The 3,637-nt window shown below is 62.1% G+C and carries 3 protein-coding genes; all 3 read left to right on the top strand.

Features of this window, described 5'->3' with window-relative positions; all coding sequences use genetic code 11:
• A partial coding sequence (locus ABX749_RS25930) for a DUF1553 domain-containing protein (RefSeq protein ID WP_372898558.1) occupies positions 1-1,272 on the top strand: 1,272 nt, incomplete at its 5' end.
• Position 1,273: 1 nt separating this feature from the next.
• Entirely contained in the window at positions 1,274-2,674 is a 1,401-nt protein-coding gene (locus ABX749_RS25925; RefSeq protein WP_372898557.1) for a DUF1501 domain-containing protein, read from the top strand.
• 171 nt (positions 2,675-2,845) lie between these two features.
• Entirely contained in the window at positions 2,846-3,457 is a 612-nt protein-coding gene (locus ABX749_RS25920; RefSeq protein ID WP_372898556.1) for a peptidylprolyl isomerase, read from the top strand.
• Positions 3,458-3,637: the final 180 nt, after the last annotated feature.

Below are 3,637 nucleotides of genomic sequence, written 5' to 3'. Positions count from 1 at the left end.
TCGGACACGCCGCCTTGGAATGAGTTGGGTACGTTCCAGTTTTCCGCCGACCAAGACGCGGTCGTGACGATCCGCAACGACGGGACCGACGGCTATGTGATCGCCGATGCCGTCGCATTCCTGCCGGCCGATCAGGCGGAGACGTCGGACGAATCACGGCAAGCGGCCGAGCGAATCGCTGCCGCTCAGAAACGGCTGGACGAACTGAACAAGCAACTCGATGCCGCCAAAAAAGACGCGCCGCCGCCGCTGCCGGTCGCGATGGCACCGCGAGATTTGCCCACCGACAAGATCACCGACAGCCCCGTTCATATCCGTGGCGAAGTCAACAACGTCGGCGATGTGGTCCCACGCGGTTTCTTGCAGGTCTGTGGCCCTGGCGACGCGACGATCGAGACGCCCAACGGTAGCGGTCGGGTCGAACTGGCCCAGTGGCTGACCGATCCCGATAACCCGCTGGTCGCCCGCGTGCTGGTCAATCGAATCTGGACGCACCTGTTCGGCGAAGGCATCGTGCGCACGGTCGACAACTTCGGCACCCGCGGCGATCGCCCCTCGCATCCCGAATTGCTCGATGCCTTGGCGATCGACTTCATGCGACAAGGCTGGCAACTGAAACCCTTGGTACGGCGAATCGTTCTATCCCAGGCCTACGTTCGCAGCAGCGAGTTCGACCCGCAAGCCGACGCGACCGACCCCGAGAACCGACTGCTTTGGCGGGCGCATCGCAAGCGACTGTCGGCCGAATCGATTCGTGACACCATGGTGCTCGCCGCCGGGATGCTCACTCCGGAAGAACGCACCGCACCGGTCGCCGACAAAGGCGTGTTGGTGACGGCCAACAATGCGGTCACCAAAGCCGTCGCCTCGGGCATCGATCAACCCGTTCGTTCGATTTACCTGCCCGTGATCCGAGGCTACCTCCCTCCGCTGATGACCGCGCTCGATGCAGCCGACCCCGACTTGTTGGTCGGCAAGCGACCGACGACGAACGTGCCCGGCCAGGCATTGGTGCTGATCAACAGCGACGATGTGATCCGTTGGGCGCAGCAAACCGCCGACCGGATTCTGCAGTCCGAGTCGACTTGGGAGGGCCGATTGCGTTCGGCCTATCGTCTGTGTCTTTCCCGACAACCCTCCCCCAGCGACTTGGACATCGCCGAGCACTACGTCGGGATTTCCCAGTCCCTGACCGACGACCAACTCAAGCACCGCTTCGCAGACTTTGTCGCCGCGATCTTTGCCTCGACCGAATTTCGAATGCTGGATTAAGATGCCTGATTCCTCCACCCCGCCGCTCCAACTCGGCCGCCGCAGCCTGCTCGCACAGGCCGGTTTTGCGATGGAGTCGCTGGCCGTTTCCGCACTGACGCCGATCGGAGCACGAGCGACCGGTGCGATCGACCTGAACGCCGGGTCGCATCCGAAGCCTCGCGCCAAACGCGTCATCTTTCTGTTCATGCACGGCGGGCCGAGCCACGTCGACACGTTTGATTACAAACCGCGACTGGCAACCGATGACGGCAAGCCGCTGCCGTTTGACCTGCCGCCGAACCTGGACGCCGTCCCCAAGCTGATGAAGGGGCCATGGGAATTCGCGCGCCGCGGGCAGTCGGGGTTATGGGTCAGTGAGCTGTTGCCGCACATGGCCACGCTGGCCGATTCGCTGTGCGTGATCCGCAGTATGCACACGCGCGGTCAGTCCCACGGCCAAGCCGTCGGGATGATCAACACCGGCAGCGACAATCTGGTCCGGCCGAGCGTCGGCGCGTGGCTCAGTTACGCGCTCGGCAGCGGGCATCCCGATCTGCCGGCACACATTGCGATCGGCCCGGCCACCGCGCACGGCGGACCGCGCAACTACGGCGCCGCGTTTTTGCCGGCGATGCATCAGGCGACCGCGATCGGCAGCAACGGCAAACCGGGAACCGCCAAGATTCCTCATCTGACGGGAGCATTGAATTCCGATCGCGTGGATCGACGGATCGAGATGCTCGCCGCGCTCAACGCAAACCATCTTTCCCACAGCGGTCCGGATCGTGAAATCGAGGGTGCGATCCAAGCGGTCGATCTGGCGCGACGCATGCGATCGGCCGCGCCGGACGTTTTTGATTTGGACTCTGAAACCCAGGCCACCGAGCAGGCGTATGGGATCGACGAAACAGCGACCCGCGAATTCGGCCGAAGTTGCCTGTTGGCGCGACGATTGGCCGAAAGTGGCGTGCGGTTCATCACGGTGTCTAGCGGACAGGTCTGGGACCAACACAGTAATTTACAAAAGGGACATGAGAAAAACGCGTTGGCGACCGACAAACCGATCGCGGCGTTGATCACCGACTTGAAGCAACGCGGTCTGTGGGACGACACCTTGATCGTCTGGGGCGGCGAATTCGGGCGGACGCCGGTCGTGCAGGGATCCAACGGCCGCGATCACAACCCGCAAGGTTTCTCCGTGGTGCTGTCCGGCGGTGGGGTGCGGGGCGGGTTTGCCTACGGCCAGACCGATGAGTTCGGCTACTATGCCCGAGAAGACCGGGTCCACATGCACGACCTGCATGCGACGATTCTGTATCTGATGGGGATCGACCACAAACAGCTGACGTATCGTTACGCCGGACGCGATTTCCGGTTGACCGACGTCCACGGCAAAGTCGTCGAGGGCATCGTGGCATAGCCTGTTTGGGCCGATATTTCCCGACCGGCGGGACACTTGGGGGGCACCGTTTCGCCACTGGCCAAACCTGGCGACATGGCGATAATGTGGACCCAAAGGAGCGGCCCTGTCGGCCGATCCGCTAGTTCGTTCCCCGTCTTGCCTGTAGACTCCCCGCCATCGGAACTCCCCATGCTACGAACCCTAACCGCATTGGCTCTCGCAGCCACCTTCCTGACCATGACCAACGAAGCATCCGCCAAATCCGCCTCTGAAGCAGAAGTCACCCACAAAGTCTATTTCGACATCGAGATCAACGGCGAGCCCGCCGGCCGGATCGTGATGGGCTTATTCGGCGAAGACGTCCCCAAAACCGTCGAAAACTTCCGCGCCCTCTGCACCGGCGAAAAAGGTGTCGGAGAGATGGGCAAGCCCCTGCACTACAAAGGCAGCAAGTTTCACCGCGTGATCACCGAGTTCATGTTGCAAGGCGGTGACTTCACGGCCGGAGACGGAACCGGTGGTGAGAGCATTTACGGGAATAAGTTTGCCGACGAAATATTCGCCTTCCCGCACGATGAAGTCGGATTGCTGAGCATGGCCAATGCCGGCCCGAACACCAACGGCTCGCAGTTCTTCATCACCACCGTCAAGACGCCTTGGTTGGACGGCAAGCACGTCATCTTTGGCCGCGTGATCGAAGGGATGGATGTCGTCAAGCGAATCGAGTCGCTCGGATCACGAAGCGGCGCGACCCGACTGCCGATCGTCATCGCCGACAGCGGTGAACTGAAAGCCGAGTAGCAGTCGATCAAGTGAGCCGACGGCGCTAGCCGCGGGCCACTTACTTTGGCACTGAAAGAGGTAGCGGAACGGCGCGAGCCGTCCGGTTTCAGCTTGGAAACACCGTGACAGACCGGAGGGCTCGCGCCCTACCGCTAACGATAAACACCCCGGTTGGTGTCAAAGTAAGTGGCATTAGGC

Source organism: Stieleria sp., from assembly GCF_041595215.1.
GTDB lineage: Bacteria > Planctomycetota > Planctomycetia > Pirellulales > Pirellulaceae > Stieleria > Stieleria magnilauensis.
Note: the sequence above shows the minus strand (reverse complement) of the source record. Positions and strands in the feature narration are given on the sequence as shown.